Annotated in this window: 14 protein-coding genes; 8 read left to right on the top strand and 6 right to left on the bottom strand. The window is 63.9% G+C overall.

All coding sequences use genetic code 11. The features are described from left to right. Positions 1–37: 37 nt before the first annotated feature. From G7026_RS04090 to G7026_RS04075, 4 genes are all read right to left on the bottom strand, one after another. The gene (locus tag G7026_RS04090) at positions 38–1012 is read right to left on the bottom strand and encodes an SDR family oxidoreductase (RefSeq protein WP_181069497.1); all 975 of its coding nucleotides are present in this window, start codon (positions 1010–1012) and stop codon (positions 38–40) included. Positions 1013–1111: 99 nt separating this feature from the next. Further along, entirely contained in the window at positions 1112–1939 is an 828-nt protein-coding gene (locus G7026_RS04085; RefSeq protein WP_181069496.1) for an aldo/keto reductase, read from the bottom strand. Further along, complete coding sequence (locus G7026_RS04080; protein ID WP_181069495.1) at positions 1939–2382, bottom strand: VOC family protein; 444 nt, start codon at positions 2380–2382, stop codon at positions 1939–1941. Before G7026_RS04080 ends, G7026_RS04085 begins: the two co-directional genes overlap by 1 nt. Positions 2383–2484: 102 nt before the next feature. After that, on the bottom strand, positions 2485–3042 hold the full coding sequence (locus G7026_RS04075; RefSeq protein WP_181069494.1) for a sugar O-acetyltransferase: 558 nt from the start codon (positions 3040–3042) through the stop codon (positions 2485–2487). A 157-nt stretch (positions 3043–3199) separates the two neighbouring features. Between G7026_RS04075 and G7026_RS04070 the strand changes: the two genes are divergently transcribed. The 8 genes from G7026_RS04070 to G7026_RS04035 all read left to right on the top strand — a co-directional run bounded on the left by G7026_RS04070 (position 3200) and on the right by G7026_RS04035 (position 12126). Then, positions 3200–3787, top strand: a complete 588-nt coding sequence (locus G7026_RS04070; protein WP_181069493.1) for an NAD(P)H-dependent oxidoreductase — start codon at positions 3200–3202, stop codon at positions 3785–3787. 336 nt (positions 3788–4123) lie between these two features. Then, positions 4124–5260, top strand: a complete 1137-nt coding sequence (locus G7026_RS04065; protein ID WP_181069492.1) for a transporter substrate-binding protein — start codon at positions 4124–4126, stop codon at positions 5258–5260. Then, entirely contained in the window at positions 5257–5865 is a 609-nt protein-coding gene (locus G7026_RS04060; RefSeq protein ID WP_181069491.1) for an ANTAR domain-containing response regulator, read from the top strand. The genes G7026_RS04065 and G7026_RS04060 overlap by 4 nt, the downstream gene beginning before the upstream one ends. Further along, positions 5862–6710 carry an ABC transporter permease gene (locus G7026_RS04055; protein WP_181069490.1) on the top strand — a complete coding sequence of 283 codons (849 nt, stop codon included), beginning with the start codon at positions 5862–5864 and terminating at the stop codon, positions 6708–6710. The genes G7026_RS04060 and G7026_RS04055 overlap by 4 nt, the downstream gene beginning before the upstream one ends. Continuing rightward, complete coding sequence (locus G7026_RS04050; protein ID WP_181069489.1) at positions 6710–7636, top strand: ABC transporter permease; 927 nt, start codon at positions 6710–6712, stop codon at positions 7634–7636. Before G7026_RS04055 ends, G7026_RS04050 begins: the two co-directional genes overlap by 1 nt. Before the next feature lie 22 nt (positions 7637–7658). Then, entirely contained in the window at positions 7659–9293 is a 1635-nt protein-coding gene (locus tag G7026_RS04045; protein ID WP_181069488.1) for an ABC transporter substrate-binding protein, read from the top strand. Between the two features lie 98 nt (positions 9294–9391). Continuing rightward, a complete protein-coding gene (locus G7026_RS04040; RefSeq protein WP_181069487.1) occupies positions 9392–10339 on the top strand; it encodes an acetamidase/formamidase family protein in 948 nt (315 codons plus the stop codon). After that, on the top strand, positions 10339–12126 hold the full coding sequence (locus G7026_RS04035; protein ID WP_181069486.1) for an ABC transporter ATP-binding protein: 1788 nt from the start codon (positions 10339–10341) through the stop codon (positions 12124–12126). Before G7026_RS04040 ends, G7026_RS04035 begins: the two co-directional genes overlap by 1 nt. A 146-nt stretch (positions 12127–12272) precedes the next feature. Here G7026_RS04035 and G7026_RS04030 read toward each other — a convergent pair whose 3' ends face one another. Next, positions 12273–14693: a glucose/quinate/shikimate family membrane-bound PQQ-dependent dehydrogenase gene (locus tag G7026_RS04030; protein ID WP_181069485.1), complete on the bottom strand. Its 2421-nt coding sequence runs from the start codon at positions 14691–14693 to the stop codon at positions 12273–12275. 958 nt (positions 14694–15651) lie between these two features. Next, on the bottom strand, positions 15652–16569 hold the full coding sequence (locus G7026_RS04025; RefSeq protein ID WP_181069484.1) for a dihydrodipicolinate synthase family protein: 918 nt from the start codon (positions 16567–16569) through the stop codon (positions 15652–15654). Positions 16570–16577: the final 8 nt, after the last annotated feature.

Here is a 16577-nt window from a genome sequence, read left to right as displayed (position 1 = left end):
GACAGGCCCGCGGTTGCGCGAGCCTGCGCGGGGACGTTCAGTCCTTGCGTCGGCAGCAGAGGAACAGCCCGAACAGGCCTACCGCAATGCCGCCAGCCAGCAGCATCTTGCGATCGCCCTGCTCGCCCCCACGCCAGCCGCCGTGGATCCGACGCTGCCCCGACGGCGGATGGAACAGATTGCCCGAAGAGGTCGGCAGACGGTCGGCGCGGCCCAGCGCCATGCCGGTCAGCAGACCGTTGATGCGGTCGAAGCCAGGCGTGAGGAAATGCGCCATGCGCAACAGAGTGGCTGTCGCGCCGACCGTGGTGGTGCGACGTGGGCGCATCGCCAGATCGACCATGGCAGTCGCAACGCGGCGTGGGTCGTACAGCGGTGGCGGTGGCTGCAGCGAGCGCCCGGCATAGTTGCCGCCGTCGCGGAAACCGGGGGTATCGACCACGGCCGGATACACGTCGCAAACATGGATATCGGGCCATTTCGCCAGCTCCCCGCGTAAGGCTTCGGAAAAGCCTCGCAAGCCGTACTTGGCCGCCGAATAGGCCACCGCGAAGGGCTGCGCCACCCAACTGCCAACCGACAAGGTATTGATCAGCACCCCGGAATTTTGCTGCTTGAAATAGGGCAGCACCACGTGGGCGCCGCGCAGGTAGCCAAGCAGGTCGGTCTGCACCACCTGCTCGTGGGCATCGAGCGGCGTCTCGTCGAACGCGCCGACCGCCCCGACACCGGCATTGTTGACCCAGACATCGATGCGGCCCTGGCCGAACGCCGCCGCGGCGGTGCCGAGCGCCTCCATCGAATCGCTGGAGGTGACGTCGGTGGGCACGGCAATCGCCTCGGCGCCGAGGCGCTCGCATTCGCCTACGGCATCGTTCAGGGCTTGCTCGTCGCGCGCGGCCAGTACCAGCCGCGCACCGTGGCGGGCGAAGCACTGGGCTGCCGCGCGTCCGATTCCGCTGGAAGCGCCAGTGATCACCACCACCGCGCCATGAAGATTTCGCAGGCTCATCGTTCCTCCGGTTCCATTACAGTCTGTTCAGCTGACAGCTCCGGCGAGGCAAACATTCCGTCCGACTGTCCGGAGCAATGCAGATGACCGCCGGGCCGGTTAGACCATGTTCAGCGACTGCTTGCGGGTTGGCGGTGCGAAGGCGTCGTCGATGATCGCCAGCTCCTCGTCGCTCAGCTGCAGCACGGCCGCGGCGGCATTGGCGCGCAGATGCTCGGGTTTCACCGCCTTGGGAATGACGATCACACCGGGCTGGCGCAGCGCCCAGGCCAGGGCCACCGCCGCCGGTCCGACACCTTGGCGCCGCGCCACTTCGAGCAACGCTGGATGGCGCAGCAGCGCACCGCCCTGGCCGACCGGACAATAGGCCATCACGGGGATCCCCCGCTGCTGGCACCAGGGCAGAAGGTCGAACTCGATACCCCGCTCGGCCGGGTTGTAGAGCACCTGGTCCGTTGTGCAGGCGTCGACGTTAGGCAGGTCGAACATGTCTTCCAGGTCGAGATTGGAAACGCCCCAACGCCGTATCTTGCCGGCCGCCTTCAGCCGCTCGAAGCCCTCCACCGTCTCGGCCAGTGGGTAACGGCCGCGCCAGTGCAGCAGATAGAGGTCGAGGTAATCGCAGCCCAGCCGCTGCAGGCTGCGTTCGCAGGCCTCGACCACGCCCTCTCGACTGGCGTTGTGCGGGTACACCTTGCTGACCAGGAACACCCGCTCGCGGCGGCCAGCAATCGCCTCGCCGACCACACGTTCGGCGCCGCCCTCCCCGTACATCTCGGCGGTATCGATCAGGGTCATGCCCAGCTCGATGCCCAGGCGCAGGGCGGCGACTTCGCGGTCACGCTCGCTTCCGCGTTCGCCCATGTGCCAAGTGCCCTGCCCGATCACCGGTACGCAGGTGCCGTCGGCCAATTCCAGCGTACGCATCAGGCCCCCTCCTCGACGTCTTCCTGCCAGGGGTCGTAGGTGCCGAAACTCCACAGGTGGCCTTCCAAATCCCGACAGCTGAAGCCGCGGCCACCGTAGTCCTGGTCCTTGAGTTCCATGACGATCTCGGCGCCGGCCGCCTTGGCTTGCGCGTAGAGCGCATCGGCACTGTTGACGATGACGTAGATGCTCTGGGTGCTGGCGCCGACCTCGTCGGGCTGTCGCAGCAGACGGCCATATTCGCTGTCAGCCACCGGCCCGATCATCAGCATGCCGTTGCCGAACGACACCTGCGCATGAATGATCCCGACCTGCTCGTCCTCGACCACATGCTGCTGGTCGAAGCCAAAGGCGCGGTCCAGCCAGTCGAGCGCCGCGCTGACATCGCGGTAGCGCAGGCAGGGAATGAGGGTCGCCGTGGTGTGCTTGGTGAAATGGGACATGCGCGCTCCTTGGGTTGCGGGCGCCGTGCCAGACGCCTATGCCTGTGTGACCGGCGTAGCGGCCAAACGCTCACACCAATCAACCGTAGAGGACACGAGCGATCAACCGCCCGAGCGCAGCCGCGCGGGATTGCCCATCACGGTGGCGCCAGCCGGCACGTCGCGGGTCACCACGCTGCCCGCGCCAACCAACGCATCGTCACCGATCTCGACACCGGGGAGGATGATCGCCCCGCCGCCGATCCAGACATTGCGGCCGATGCGCACGGGCCTGCCGAATTCCAGCCCGGCGCGCCGCTGCTCGGCATCGCGGGGATGGTCGGCGGTATAGATCTGCACCGCCGGGCCTATCTGGGTATCGGCGCCGATATGCACCTCGACCACATCGAGGATGACGCAATTGAAGTTGAGGAACACGCCCTCTTCGAGGTGGATGTTGTAACCATAGTCGCAGTGAAAAGGCGGCCGGATCACCGCACCGCGCCCGACCGAGCCAAGGCGCTGCTCCAGCAGCGTGCGGCGCTCGGCAGGCTCCGCCGCGAGGGCGGCGTTGTAACGAACCATCCAGGCCTTGGCCGCGGTCTGGTCGGCCTGTATTTCGGCATCGCCGGGGCTGTAGAGCTCTCCGGCCAGCATCTTCTGTTTTTCGCTCAGGGTCATGGCCCCTCCGATTGGTAAATGCTGTTGCAGAGGCATCCTTGCCGCGAAGGCAACGGTCAATTTCCTTCGTGCGTCTTAATCGCAACAGTCTGACTGGAGATAATCCTTCTACTTTTTATAGCGCTTGTTCTGGAGCGCAGGTCTTTTTGGAGGTTTCATGAAAATTCTGCTGATCAACGGCGCCAAGGAATTCGCCCATTCGGCGGGGCGTTACAACCACACCCTGCATGACATCGCCCGTGGCGAGCTCGCCGAACTGGGCCATGAGGTACAGGAGACCCAGGTCGATGCCGGTTACGACATCGAAGCCGAAGTCGCCAAGTTCCTCTGGGCCGACGTGATCATTTATCAGATGCCCGGCTGGTGGATGGGTGCGCCCTGGATCGTCAAGAAGTACCTCGACGAAGTCTTCACCGCCGGTCACGGCACGCTCTACGCCAGCGATGGCCGCAGCCGCAACGATCCGAGCCGCCACTACGGCAGCGGCGGGCTGCTGCAGGGTCGCCGCTACATGCTCTCGCTGACCTGGAACGCACCCCAGGCCGCCTTCGACGAGCCAGGCAACTTCTTCGAGGGGCGAGGCGTCGACGGCGTCTACTTCCCGTTCCACAAATCCCAGGAATTCCTCGGCCTGCAGGCTCTGCCGACGTTCCTCGCCACCGACGTGATCAAAGCACCGGACATCGAAGGCGACATCGCCGCCTACAAGGCGCACCTGCACGAAGTCTTCGGCCCTAGCAGCTGAGTTGACGCACCGTCGCGATGCAGTCTCTGCGTCTTGCGCTCCATAATGGAACACAAGGCGCCGGGCGCCGTCCCTGTCCGTGCGTCTACGGCTGGCTGAGCGTCATCCCGGCCCAACCGTAAAACAGAACGCACCGCGCCTCGCAGCGCCTCCCATACGCCCCGTTCGTTGAAGCCGCAGCGAGTTGGCATTCTTTTTTCATGGAGCAAGCCAAACACGCAAGCCGGGACTCCTAGTCCTTTAAGCCTTGCCGACATCCGCGCCTCGATGGCGCCAGGTAAAGAAGCCTGATCACCAGCCTGCTGGTCGATCAGGCTTTTTTTTGGACGCGAACAAATGCCCCGTACCTTTTCCATCGGTCTGCTGCTCTCCACCGACGGTACCTATCGCCGAATGGGCAGCCATGCGCTGGCCGGCGCCCGCGACGCACTGGCCGAAATCAACGAGGACGCGCGCCACGGCTTCCAGCTGCACGCTACCCACATCAACCCGCAAGGCCAGCTCGGCCGCTACGGCGAAGGCGCCGCCGCGCTGATGGGCGCGGGCATCCGCCACCTGTTCGGCACCATCACTTCGGCAAGCCGCAAGGAAATCATCCCAGACCTGGAACAGCGCTCAGGACTGCTCTGGTACGCCTGCCCCTACGAAGGCTTCGAAAGCAGCGAAAATGTGCTCTACCTCGGCGGCTGCCCGAACCAGACACTAATCCCGCTGCTGCGTTACGCGCTACGTACCTTCGGACGACGCGCCCAGCTGATCGGCTCGAACTATGTATGGGGCTGGGAGAGCAACCGCATCGCCCGCGAGGCGCTGCTGGCGGCCGACGGCGAGGTGCTGGCGGAAAAGTATTTCCACCTCGGTTCGACCGCCTTCGCCGAGTCGATCAAGGCCATGATGGCCGACCCGCCGGCCTTCATCCTCAACAACCTGGTGGGCGAGTCGTCCTACGCCTTCCTGGCCCAGCTCGATCAGGCCTGCGGGCTGGGGGGGCTCAGCCTGCCGGTGCTCAGCTGCAACCTCACCGAGGCGGAACTGGACGAACTGGGCACGCTGGACAACCTGCGACTGCTCTCCTGCGGGCCCTTCTTCGAGGCGGTCGATCCGCTGTTCAGCCAACGCCAGCAGCAACGACACGGGCTCCAACGCTGCTCGCACTATTACACCGGTGCCTACACCGCCGTGCATCTGTTCGCCCGGGCCCTGCAACACACCGGCGACGATCGCCCCGAAGCGATTACCGACTACCTGCATCAGGCCGCCCTGCCAACCGCGCTCGGCGCGTTGCGCATTTCGCCACACAACAACCACACCAGCCTGCCCAGCCACATCGCCGAGCTGCAGAACGGGCGCTTCTGCCTGCTGCACAGCGAGGCGGGCGTGGTGGCACCGGACCCCTATCTGACCGCCACCGACCTGAACGACCTGCGCCCCATGCGCGCGACCACGCCGTTCCAGCTGAGGATCGTTAAATGAGCCTGCTCAAACGCCCGGATTTCGAAAGCGGCCGACTGCTGCTCATCGATTGCGAAGAGCGCACCCTCAGCGCCCTGCACAAGAGCCTGCAGCGCCTGGGCATCACCGCGCTGGCATCGACCGCCGATGCGCCCGTGGCGCTGGAGCACTGCTTCGCCGCGGTGGTCGAGCTCGAACATTTCGCCAGTCCGCAAACTCTGCGCCAGCTGGAAGCGGCCGGGGTCCCGCTGATCGCGCTGACCGCCCACGAAACCCTGTCGCAGATCCAGCGCGCCATCGAACTGGGCGCCACCGCGCTGCTGAACAAGCCGATCACCCAGGGCTCGGTCTACACCACGCTGATGATGGCCATCGGTCTGCAGCAGCGCCTGGCCGCCGAGCGCGACGAGCGCCTGGTCCTGCAGCGGCGTCTGTCGTCCGCTCCGTTGCTGGCGCAGGCGCTGGCCCGCCTGATGGCCGAGCATGGCATCGACGAGGCAGCGGCCTACGAGCGGTTGCGCGGGTTGTCGATGCGTCTGAACCGAAGCCTCGAATCGCTCTGCGTCGAACTGGCGAACGACCGCGCGCCAGTGCCGTCCACCGGTATCCCGCGAGGCGGCCGATGAACACTCTGCTCGCCCTGTGCCGGCGACCCTCGGTGGCCGTTTCGCTGCTGCTGATCCTGATCATCGTGGTGCTGGCGATATTGGCCCCCTGGGTCAGCCCTTACGATCCGTCCGAGCAGTTCATCGAAGGCCTGTCGATGGAAGGCGCCCCGCTACCGCCGGACGATACCTATTGGCTGGGCACCGACCTGCTCGGCCGCGACCTGCTCTCGCGCCTGATCCATGGCGCTCGCACCTCTCTATTCATCGGCCTGGTAGCCAACGGCCTGGCAGTGCTGATCGGCACCCTTGTCGGCCTGACCGCCGGCTTCCTGCGCGGCTGGCTGGGTAGCGTCTTGATGCGTTTCACCGACCTGATGATGGCCTTCCCGGCGCTGCTGCTGGCGATCGCCCTGGCGGCGATCTTCCAGCCGAGCGTGTGGATCGTCGCGCTGGTGATCGCCATGGTGAACTGGGTGCAGATCGCCCGGGTGATCTATTCGGAAACCGTCGCCCTCGGGGCACGGGACTTCGTTGCGGTCGAGCGCACCCTGGGCGCCAGTTCGCTGCGCATTCTGTTCTCCCACCTGCTGCCGCATCTGCTGCCAACCATTCTGGTCTGGGCGACGCTCGGCATTTCCACGACAGTGCTGCTGGAAGCAACGCTTTCCTACCTCGGCGTCGGGGTGCAGCCGCCCACGCCAAGCTGGGGCAACATCATCTTCGAGAGCCAGACCTACTTCAGCGAGGCGCCCTGGCTGGTGTTCATTCCCGGCGCGGCGATCATCCTGCTGTCGCTGGCCTTCAACCTGGTTGGCGACGCCCTGCGCGATGAGCTCGACCCGACACTGGTGGGGAGACGCTGATGTCTGTCTTCATCCTGCGCCGCCTCGGCTACGCACTGCTGATCCTGTTCGGCGTCACCTTCATCACCTACCTGTTGCTGTTCATGCTCCCGGCCGATCCGGCCCGGCAGATCGCCGGGCGCAGCGCGACGCCTGAAGTGGTTGCCGGCATCCGTACGCAGCTCGGCCTGGATCTGCCCTTCTACGAACAGTACGGGCGTTACCTCGTCAAGCTGGTGCAGGGCGACCTCGGCCGCTCCTACATCCAGCGCAGCGAAGTCGCCGAACTGATCGGCTCGCGCCTGCGACCTTCGCTGGAACTGATGGCGGCCGGTATCGGCTTCGAGCTGCTGATCGGCATCGGCCTGGGCGTCATTGCGGCGCTGCGCCGCGGCGGCGTGGCCGACAAGATCCTCATGGCGTTCTCCTTCATCGGCGTCTCGGCACCCCAGTTCATCGCCGCGATGCTGTTCCTCTACTTCTTCGCCATGCAGCTGGGCTGGTTCCCTCTGGGCGGTTACGGCGGGCCGGAGCATTTGCTGCTGCCGGCGCTGACGCTGGGCATCCTCGGCAGCGGCTGGTACTCGCGCATGGTGCGCTCCTCGATGATCGAGGTGCTGCACCAGGACTTCATCCGCACCGCCCGCGCCAAGGGCCTGAGCCGTGGCCGGGTGATCCTGCGCCACGTGCTGCCTAACGCGATCGTCCCGGTGATCCCGATGATCGGCATCGACATCGGCATCTTCATGGGCGGGCTGGTGGTGGTCGAGTCGGTGTTCGGCTGGCCGGGCATCGGCCAACTTGCCTGGCAGGCGATCCAGCAGGTGGACATCCCGGTGATCGTCGGCGTCACCACCGTATCGGCCGTGGCCATCGTGCTCGGCAATCTGCTGGCCGACCTGGTGATCCCACTGGTCGATCCGCGCATCGATGTGAAAAAACACTAACCAAAAGCAAGGGGCAGGAAGCATGAAGCGCAAAGCACTATCGCTGGCCATCGCGGCCACACTGTTCGCCGGCGGCCTGTTGGCCGACGAGTCGCCGGACCGGGACCCCAATGCCAAATCCGGCGGTAATGCCGTGGTGACCTACCAGAACGACGTCGCCACGCTGGATCCGGCGATCGGCTACGACTGGCAGAACTGGTCGATGATCAAGAGCCTGTTCGACGGCCTGATGGACTACAAGCCGGGCACCACCGAGCTGGTCAAGGACCTGGCCGAGGACTACAGCATCTCCGACGACGGCACCGTCTACACCTTCACCCTGAAGAAGGGCGTGAAGTTCCACAACGGCCGTGAGATGAAGGCCAGCGACGTCAAATACTCGCTCGAGCGTACCGTCAACCCGAAGACCCAGAGCCCGGGCGCCGGCTTCTTTAGTTCGATCGCCGGCTACGAGGCGATGGCCGAAGGCAAGGCCGACAGCCTCAGCGGCATCGAGGTCGTCGACGACTATCAGGTGAAGATCACCCTGAGCGAAGCCAACGCCACCTTCCTCCATGTCATGGCGATCAACTTCGCCTCCGTCGTGCCCAAGGAAGCGGTCGAGCAATGGGGCGAGGATTTCGGCAAGCATCCGGTCGGCACCGGCGCCTTCAGCCTCCAGGACTGGAAGCTCGGCCAGCGCCTGGTGTTCAAGAAGAACCCGGACTACTTCAACAAGGGCCTGCCGTACCTGGACGGCATCACCTTCGAAGTCGGCCAGGACCCGAGCGTCGCCCTGCTGCGCCTGGAAAAAGGCGAGGTCGATATCGCGGGCGACGGCGTGCCACCGGCGCGCTTCCTGCAGTTTCGCAAGGACCCGAAATTCAAGGACATGCTGGTGGTCGGCGACCAACTGCACACCGGCTACCTGACCCTCAAGACCACCCTCGCCCCCTTCGACAACCTCAAGGTGCGCCAGGCAGTGAACATGGCGATCAGCAAGGATCGCATCGTGCGCATCATCAACGGCCGCGCTACCCCGGCGAACCAGCCGCTGCCGCCTGCCATGCCCGGATACGACGAGGATTACAAAGGCTACGCCTACGACGTCGAGGGCGCGAAGAAGCTGCTCGCCGAAGCGGGCTTCAAGGATGGTTTCGACACCGAGCTGTACGTGATGAACACCGATCCGCAGCCGCGCATCGCCCAGTCGATCCAGCAGGACCTGGCCAAGGTCGGCATCCGCGCGCAGATCAAATCGCTGGCCCAGGCCAACGTGATCGCCGCTGGCAGCGAGAAGGACCAGGCACCAATGGTCTGGTCGGGCGGCATGGCCTGGATCGCCGACTTCCCGGACCCGTCCAACTTCTGGGGCCCGATCCTCGGCTGCGCCGGCGCGGTGGAAGGCGGCTGGAACTGGTCGCTTTACTGCAACAAGGAGCTCGACGCGCTGGCAGCCAAGGCCGACAGCATGGCCAAGCCGGAGCAGGAAGCCGAACGCATCGCGCTGTGGAAGAAGGTCTTCACCGACACCATGGCCGACGCGCCCTGGGTGCCGATCTTCAACGAGCAGCGCTTCTCGGTGCGCTCCGCACGCATGGGCGGGGACGACGCGCTCTATGTCGATCCGGTGCATGTGCCGGTCAACTATGACTACATCTACATCAAGGGCCAGTGACGATCCGCTAGCCACCGTGGCCGCAGCCGGACCCTTCCGGTTGCGCCCACCCTGCCCGGTTCGCCGGGCCTTCGAATCGACTGCCGGAGGCTCCATCCATGTGCCAGAACTGCCTGATCAAGACCATTCACAGCGTCCACAGCCACTTCGGCTGGGACAACAGCTTCGTCCCGGTGGAACGGGTCGCCCCCGGTACCACCCTCGAATTCCACTGCCGCGACTCGTCCAACGGCTACTTCACGCCGAACTCGGTCACCGCCGATGTGGCGAACATGCCGTTCGACAAGATCAACCCGGTCACCGGCCCGATCTTCATCGAAGGCGCAATGCCCGGCGACGTGGTCAAGGTGACCATCGACAGCTTCAAACCCTCCGGTTTCGGCTGGACGGCCAACATCCCGGGCTTCGGCCTGCTGGCCGACCAGTTCAAAGACCCAGCGCTCGCGCTCTGGCATTACGACACCCAGAGCCTGGCGCCAGCGGCCTTCGGTGAATTCGCCAAGGTGCCGCTCAAACCTTTCGCCGGCACCATCGGCCTGGCACCGGCAGAGGCCGGCCTGCATTCGGTGGTCCCGCCGCGTCGGGTCGGCGGCAATCTGGATATCCGCGACCTGGCCGCTGGCACCACGCTTTATCTGCCCGTAGAAGTCGAGGGCGCGCTCTTCTCCATCGGCGACACCCATGCGGCGCAGGGCGACGGTGAAGTCTGCGGCACCGCCATCGAAAGCCAGATGGACGTGGTGGTCACGCTGGATCTGGTCAAGGACACACCCCTCAGGGCCCCGCGCTTCAGCACCCCCGGCCCGGTCACGCGACATCTGGACAGCGCCGGCTACGAAGCCTTCACCGGCATCGCCCCGGACCTGATGCAGGCCTCGCGTGACGCCCTGTCGAACGCCATCGACTGGCTCTGCCGCGAGCACGGCATGCCGGCCGAGCAGGCCTACATGCTTTGCTCGGTGTGCGGCGATTTGCGCATCAGCGAGATCGTCGACATGCCCAACTGGGTGGTGTCCTTCTACGTGCCGAAGGTGGTGTTCGCCTGATGGCGAGCAACGCCCTGCCCTTACCGCACTGCGCAAGTCAAAGGTTTGCCGTGAACGCCTCGATACCCAACGATCGCCCCATTCTCTGCGTCGACCACCTGTCCATCGACTTCGGCCCACGCCGTGTGGTCGACGACCTGAGCTTCGCCCTGCAACCCGGCAAGACCCTGTGCATCGCCGGCGAGTCGGGCAGCGGCAAGTCGCTGACCTCACTGGCGATCATGGGTCTGCTGCCACGCGCCGCTCAGGTGCCCGAAGGCCGCATCCTGTTCGGCGAGCGTGACCTGCTCGGACTCTCAGAGCACGAGCGACGTCATCTGCGCGGCAAGCAGATCGGGATGATCTTTCAGGAGCCGATGACCTCGCTCAACCCGCTGATGACCGTCAGCCAGCAACTGATCGAAACCCTGCGCCGCCACGAACCGCTGACCCGCGACGAGGCCCGCCGTCGCGCCCGCGAAATGCTCGATGCGGTGCGCATGCCGGATGTCGAAAAACGCCTCGTCCAGTACCCCCACGAGCTGTCCGGCGGCATGCGCCAGCGGGTGATGATCGCCATGGCGATGCTCTGCCGGCCCCAGGTGCTGATCGCCGACGAGCCCACCACGGCGCTCGATGTGACCATCCAGGCGCAGATACTGGAATTGATGCGCGAGCTGCAACAGAGCTTCCACACCAGCCTGCTGCTGATTACCCATGACATGGGCGTGGTCGCCGAAATGGCCGACCAGGTGGTGGTGATGAACCAGGGTCGGATGGAGGAGCACGCGCCGGTGCGCGAGCTGTTCACCGCGCCCCAGGCGGCCTATACCCGCCGGCTGCTCGATGCGGTGCCTGTGCTGGGCACCGCGCCGCCACCGCAGCCGCTGCAAGACAACCCGGTGATGCTGCAGGTGCGCGACCTGCGGGTGCGCTTCCCGCTGCGTGGCGGCTGGCTGGAGCCCGGCAGGAACGTGCATGCGGTGGAGGACGTCAGCTTCGATCTGCGCCAGGGCGAGACCCTGGGACTGGTCGGCGAAAGCGGCTGCGGTAAGTCCACCATCGGCAAGGCGCTGATGAACATGCTCGACTACCAGGGCAGCGTGCAGCTCGAAGGCCGCGAGCTGCACGGCTTAACCGGCACGCCGCTACAGGCGGTACGGCGTGACATCCAGATGATCTTCCAGGACCCTTACGCCGCGCTGAATCCACGCAAAATGATCCTGGAGCTGGTTGGCGAGCCACTGCTGATACACGACCGGCTGCCACTCCCCGCGCGCCGCGAGCGGGTCGCCGAGCTGCTCGGCCAGGTCGATCTGCCGGCCGATGCCATGAGCCGCTACCCGCACCAGTTCTCGGGCGGCCAGCGCCAACGCATCTGCATCGCCCGCGCGTTGGCGCTGAACCCCAAGGTCATCGTCGCCGACGAGTCGGTCTCGGCGCTCGACGTCTCGGTGCAGGCGCAGGTACTCGAACTGCTCGAACGGCTGCGCGCCGAGCATGGCCTGAGCTACCTGTTCATTTCCCACGACATGGCAGTGGTCGAGCGCCTGTGCCATCGAGTGGCGGTGATGTTTTGCGGCCGCATCGTCGAGATCGGCCGCCGCGACCAGGTCCTGCACAACCCGCAACACCCCTACACCCGCCGACTGCTCGAGGCGGTGCCGATGCCGGACGTCGACCGTCGCCGGGACTTCAAGAGCCTGCTACAGGCCTTCGATGCCCCAGACCCGATCAAACCCCACGGCTTCGAGCCTCCCGTCCAGCAGTTTCGCCATGTCGGGGAAGATCATCTGGTTGCCGTGTGAGGTGTCGCGCTGGGCTGAAGGGTATTTATCCTTGAGTGCCATATCCTACGCCGCAGGTGGCAGGGCCCTACTCATGTGCATCAGGTAACGGGTCGACCCGGACGAGCGTCAGGATTTGCGAATGACGCTCTACGAGGCCCTGTCTATCACTCGTCTGGCAGGGCGTATGCGATCACGTAGTCGCCACGGTCTGGCGACTGCCGCGCGCCACCAGCGGTAATGACGATGTACTGCTTGCCGGTCTTAGGCGAGACGTAAGTCATCGGCCCCCCTTGGCTGCCTACCGGCAGGCGTGCTTTCCAAAGCTCTTTACCATCCCCCGAGCTAAACGCGCGTAGGTAATAATCTTGGGTGCCCGCTATGAATACCAGCCCGCCCTGCGTGGACAGGGTGCCGCCAAGGGTTGGCATGCCAATGGGAATCGGCAGGTGCATCTTGATCCCCAGCGGGCCGGTGTCTTCGACAGTGCCGACCGGTACCTGCCAGGCAATCTTCTGGGTCTTCATGTCGATCGCGGTCAGGGTACCGAACGGTGGCGCCTGGCACGGGATGCCTGCGAGGGAGAGGAAGCGGTTCTTGTTGACCGCGTACGGCGTACCCTTTAACGGTACGGCACCCATACCGGTATTCAGCGCTTCACCACCGGAGGAGGCCTCTGCATCGCGCTGCTGCGGTACCATCTGAACCCACAGACCTAGGCGCATGTCGTTGACGAAGATGAAGCCGTGGACCGGATCGGTCGACAGGCCGCCCCAGTTCATCCCGCCCAACGACCCAGGAAAACTCAGGGAAATATCGGTGCCCGGCGCCGTATAGAGGCCTTCATAGCGCATCTTCTTGAAGGCGATCCGGCAGAGCATCTGGTCGAACGGCGTAGCGCCCCACATATCCGACTCGGTCAGGTGTGACGCACCGATCTGCGGCATGCCGACCGACAGTGGCTGGGTGGGCGAATATGGTTCATTGGGGATATTGGCAGGGTTGACCGGGACTTCCTTCACCTCGGTCAGCGGCTGCCCAGTCTCGCGATCCAGGACATAGATCTGGCCGGCCTTGGTGCCAATCACGACGGCCGGGACCTGGGTACCATCGGCTTTGGTGAATTGGATCAAGCTAGGCTGCATGGGCAGGTCGAAGTCCCACAGGTCATTGTGGACGGTCTGGTAGACCCACTTCTCTTCGCCAGTGCTGGCGTTGAGCGCCAGTACGGAGGCGCCGTACCTGTGATCGAGCTCGGTGCGCTCTACGCCGTAGATATCGGTCGACGAGCTGCCCATCGGCAGGAACACGGTATTCATAGCGGGATCGTAGGTCATCGGCGCCCAGCTGTTGGGCGTGCTGCGCACATAGGTATTCTCGCCAGTAGGTGCGCTCCTGCCCTTAGGGTTGCCTGGGTCAAAGGCCCATCGCATTTGCCCGTTGATGACGTCGAATCCTCTGATAACGCCGCCCGGCATGTCCGCCTGGACATTGTCAGCCACGCGACCGCCTACGACTACAGTCGTCCCGGCCATCAGTGGCGGAGAAGACAGTTGGTAGTAAGAGTCAGGGACGTCCCCAAGGCCTTCTTTCAGATCGACCTGTCCATCCTCACCAAAGTCCCGGCAAAACTCGCCCGTATCCGCATCGACCGCGATGAGCCGCGCATCGACGGTATTGGTAAGCAGGCGCCGCTGACAATTTGTGCCCTCTGGTAGGGAAACCGGGACGGGAGGTGTACTGCCATCCGTAGGTGGAGTGATCTGCTCGGAGGCATCGAAGTAGGCGAGGCCGCGGCAACGCTGCCAGACCTTGGTCTGGGCATTGATTTCGTTTTTCCACAACTGCTTGCCGGTATCGGCATCCAGCGCGATCAAGTTATTGTGCGGGGTACAGATGAAGACCTTGTCACCGACCTGCAACGGCGTGAGCTGATCTTCCGCGCCATTGCCGTCGCTATCGGCAATGTCACCGGTACGGTACGTCCAAGCCGGCTCGAGCTGGCCGACATTGTCGCGATTAATCTGGTCGACGGCGGCGAAGCGGCCACCGCCGTTGTCATTGCCGTAGTGCTTCCAGTCTTGCTGCGCATTGTCAGGGTCGACGGCGGTCAATCCCGGACCATCGCCGGTTGGCGCCACGGGCGCATGGGGAATGAACATGCCCCAGCCGCCCGCAACTATGCCAATAGCCAGGAGCGCGCTCAGCGCATAGCCACCGCGTCCGGCATTAAAACCGTTAATCCGGCGCAGCGTTGGGTAGACGAGCGCAACGACCAGGCTCAACACCGCCAAAGCGTAAATTCGCGATACCAACGGCCAGAACTCCAGCCCCGCATCGACCAAGGCCCAGATGACCGTGACCAGCATCACGGCCGCAAACAGCCAGGCGCCCATCAGGCGACCTTTGAACAGCAGCACCGCCGAGAGGGTCAGGCCAATACCGGCCAGCACGAAGTACAGGGAACCCCCCAAGGTGGCGAGATAGGCACCGCCTGCCAAGAATGGCAAGCCAAAAACCAATACGCCAAATGCGGCGATCCAAATAGGCCAGCGAGCAGCGCGCTTGGAGTTTGCAGGTTCGGTCATCAACGTAATCCTAAAGTACGTGGCTAACTATTTATCCGCGCAAGCCAGTAACAAAAGTCCCATGCAGCCATTTGGCCCATACGCCTAAGTATAGGTTAGCAGCGAACATTGCATCTCGGCCGACGCCTGACTAACCCAATGAGCGTTGACCGAACATAGGCGAATACGCTGTCTCTTAGACTGCTTGACGGGTCAATTGAAATATACCGATGTGTTATAAGCCTATTATCCCATTCGCAATGTTGGCCCGAAATATACTTCAGGCCCTCATCTAGCACGGCAAAAAAAAGGCGGAACTATCGTGCATTTACTGGCTAAGTAAGCGTAATCGTCAGGGAAGAATTTATATGGCGTATGAAACAACACCGTTTCCTCGCCATAACTTCCAAGCAGTGATTGTGGGCAGTCTGGTCAAGGACTATACGCTGCTGCGATGGCCTGATAGGCGGTGGTTTAAATAGCTATCAAGTGGAAGCGTTACAACCATGGTGCCCAGACCCATCGTGCCGTTAGCGGTAGATAATGAAGTCACTTCCTTTGAGCTTCAGGTGTGGGGTTTGCAGCATCCGGCGCATCGGATGTAAAGGTGCGCTTGGCATTCTCGTTATCAGTGTTGACAGGAGGCTGTGGTGCGGTCGATTCCTGCGATGTCTGGTCGGGAGCACTGGTGTCTGGCGCAGGGGTTTCGGCTGGCTGATCACAGCCAGCCGCGGATAACAAAAAAACCAACATTACGCAGCACCTGGCAGGTGATTTCATCCGGATGCCTCCGTTATGTGCTTCGTTTGGTTCGATAGAAAGGGGCGGTGAGAGTTCCATCTATGCATGAGTGGGCTATAGCCTTGCGTCAGCCCAAGCCGACCTGATTGCGCATACCGACCGAGGGAGGCAGTCAATCTGCAAACCAGGCTCATGGCGATGTGTTAGCCGCTCCCACGGGGTCCGTTTCGGCGCTGATTTACAACCCCGGCATCGCGAACCCTTGCTCGGTCAGGGCTGACAGCAAGTCAGCACGCTGCGCTGCGCTCAGGGCTACCAGCGGTGGCCGTACGCGGGCGTAGCCTGGGTCGTCGGCGTAATGGGCCACCGCTGCCTTGAGCGCCGGGATCATAGGGAAGCGCTGGAAGACCGCGCGCGTCGCGTCGAGTGCCTGTTGCTGCGCGTCGGCATCGACGCCCTGCCAGCTGCGATAGAGCTGCACGATAGCGCCAGGATTGACGTTGCCCGTGGCGGTGATACAGCCCGCACCGCCGCCGCGCAGGGTAGCCAGCAGGAAAGTCTCGTTGCCTGCGAATACGTCGAACCCCCTGGGCTGGAAGCGTTCGAGCATCGCCTGGGTGTTGGACCAGTCGCCGGAGCTGTCCTTGATACCGGCAATCACGCCCGGATAAGCCTCAAGCAGCCGCTCGATCAGCGCCAGGCTGATCGGCACCTGGGAAACCGGGGGGATGTGGTAGAGGTAGATCCGCAGGCGCTCGTCAGCGACCCGTTCGATCACTTCGGCGTAGCTCGCGAACAGGCCATCATCGGAGACGCCCTTGTAGAAGAAGGGCGGCAGCATCAGCACTCCAGCCGCGCCACACTCCAGCGCGTGCCGGGTCAGCTCGACGCTGTCGCTCAGCGCGCAGCAGCCGGTGCCGGGCATCAAGCGCTCACCGGGAATCCCGGCTTCGGCCAATGCATCGAGCAAACCGCGCTTCTCTTTCACCGAGAGCGAGTTGGCTTCGGAATTGGTCCCGAATATGGCAAGCCCGACATCCTGGGCCAGCAACCAGCGGCAATGGCGAACCATCCGCTCGGCGCCAGGGGAAAGGTTTGGGCCGAACGGCGTGATCACCGGCGACAGTACGCCGCGATAGCGGGTGGATGAGGTCATGGGCTCTC

It is taken from the genome of Stutzerimonas azotifigens (assembly GCF_013522725.1).
In the GTDB taxonomy this organism is placed as follows: Bacteria; Pseudomonadota; Gammaproteobacteria; order Pseudomonadales; family Pseudomonadaceae; genus Stutzerimonas; species Stutzerimonas azotifigens_A.
This window is presented reverse-complemented; position numbering and strand designations above follow the sequence as displayed.

What these genes read in the sequence shown, in the direction of transcription:
- G7026_RS04025 (WP_181069484.1), bottom strand. Translation starts at nt 16,569, where the DNA reads ATGACCTCATCCACCCGCTATCGCGGCGTACTGTCGCCGGTGATCACG.
- G7026_RS04050 (WP_181069489.1), top strand. Translation starts at nt 6,710, where the DNA reads ATGTCTGTCTTCATCCTGCGCCGCCTCGGCTACGCACTGCTGATCCTG.
- G7026_RS04060 (WP_181069491.1), top strand. Translation starts at nt 5,257, where the DNA reads ATGAGCCTGCTCAAACGCCCGGATTTCGAAAGCGGCCGACTGCTGCTC.
- G7026_RS04065 (WP_181069492.1), top strand. Translation starts at nt 4,124, where the DNA reads ATGCCCCGTACCTTTTCCATCGGTCTGCTGCTCTCCACCGACGGTACC.
- G7026_RS04085 (WP_181069496.1), bottom strand. Translation starts at nt 1,939, where the DNA reads ATGCGTACGCTGGAATTGGCCGACGGCACCTGCGTACCGGTGATCGGG.
- G7026_RS04070 (WP_181069493.1), top strand. Translation starts at nt 3,200, where the DNA reads ATGAAAATTCTGCTGATCAACGGCGCCAAGGAATTCGCCCATTCGGCG.
- G7026_RS04080 (WP_181069495.1), bottom strand. Translation starts at nt 2,382, where the DNA reads ATGTCCCATTTCACCAAGCACACCACGGCGACCCTCATTCCCTGCCTG.
- G7026_RS04075 (WP_181069494.1), bottom strand. Translation starts at nt 3,042, where the DNA reads ATGACCCTGAGCGAAAAACAGAAGATGCTGGCCGGAGAGCTCTACAGC.
- G7026_RS04030 (WP_181069485.1), bottom strand. Translation starts at nt 14,693, where the DNA reads ATGACCGAACCTGCAAACTCCAAGCGCGCTGCTCGCTGGCCTATTTGG.
- G7026_RS04040 (WP_181069487.1), top strand. Translation starts at nt 9,392, where the DNA reads ATGTGCCAGAACTGCCTGATCAAGACCATTCACAGCGTCCACAGCCAC.
- G7026_RS04045 (WP_181069488.1), top strand. Translation starts at nt 7,659, where the DNA reads ATGAAGCGCAAAGCACTATCGCTGGCCATCGCGGCCACACTGTTCGCC.
- G7026_RS04035 (WP_181069486.1), top strand. Translation starts at nt 10,339, where the DNA reads ATGGCGAGCAACGCCCTGCCCTTACCGCACTGCGCAAGTCAAAGGTTT.
- G7026_RS04090 (WP_181069497.1), bottom strand. Translation starts at nt 1,012, where the DNA reads ATGAGCCTGCGAAATCTTCATGGCGCGGTGGTGGTGATCACTGGCGCT.
- G7026_RS04055 (WP_181069490.1), top strand. Translation starts at nt 5,862, where the DNA reads ATGAACACTCTGCTCGCCCTGTGCCGGCGACCCTCGGTGGCCGTTTCG.